Source organism: Haloarcula sp. Atlit-120R (assembly GCF_003665885.1).
Lineage (GTDB): Archaea > Halobacteriota > Halobacteria > Halobacteriales > Haloarculaceae > Haloarcula > Haloarcula taiwanensis.
Window position 1 is genome coordinate 1 of sequence record NZ_QPLN01000085.1, and the last position, 461, is coordinate 461.

The 461-nt window shown below is 75.7% G+C and carries 1 pseudogene; it reads left to right on the top strand.

The features are described from left to right. Window positions 1-461: pseudogene (locus DVK01_RS21335) on the top strand (hypothetical protein); the annotation flags it as partial.

The window sequence follows — 461 nt, forward strand, 5'->3', positions numbered from 1 at the left end:
GTTCGAGGCGTCGGCGGCCGACCTCGCGCTGGTCGACGGCGACCGCGACGACCTCGCGGCCGCCCTCGAAGCCGAGGGGTTCCGGGTCGTCTCCGAGACGTGGGTCCGCGAGACCGCGGGCGTCCCCCTCGACCGCGTCGCCGCCCTCGAAGCCGACGTGACGACCGTCGAGGAGGGCCTCCGCTTCGGCGCGCGCGTCGACGCCGACGACTACGAGGTCGTCTCGCTGCCCGACGGCCTGCTCGGCGAGGCGCAGGGCATCGACCTCGACGCCGCGCTCTCCGCCGTCCGCGAGACCACCGTCGCCTTCCACACGACCGAGGGCGGCACGCGCGCGGTGGGCCGCGCCGCGGTCGCGGGCGACGGCTACGACGAACTCGTGTCGCGGCTCTGCGACGTGCTGCGCGAGAAATACGACAGCGTCGTCCGCGACGACGGGGCGGTCACGGCGACCACGCGCG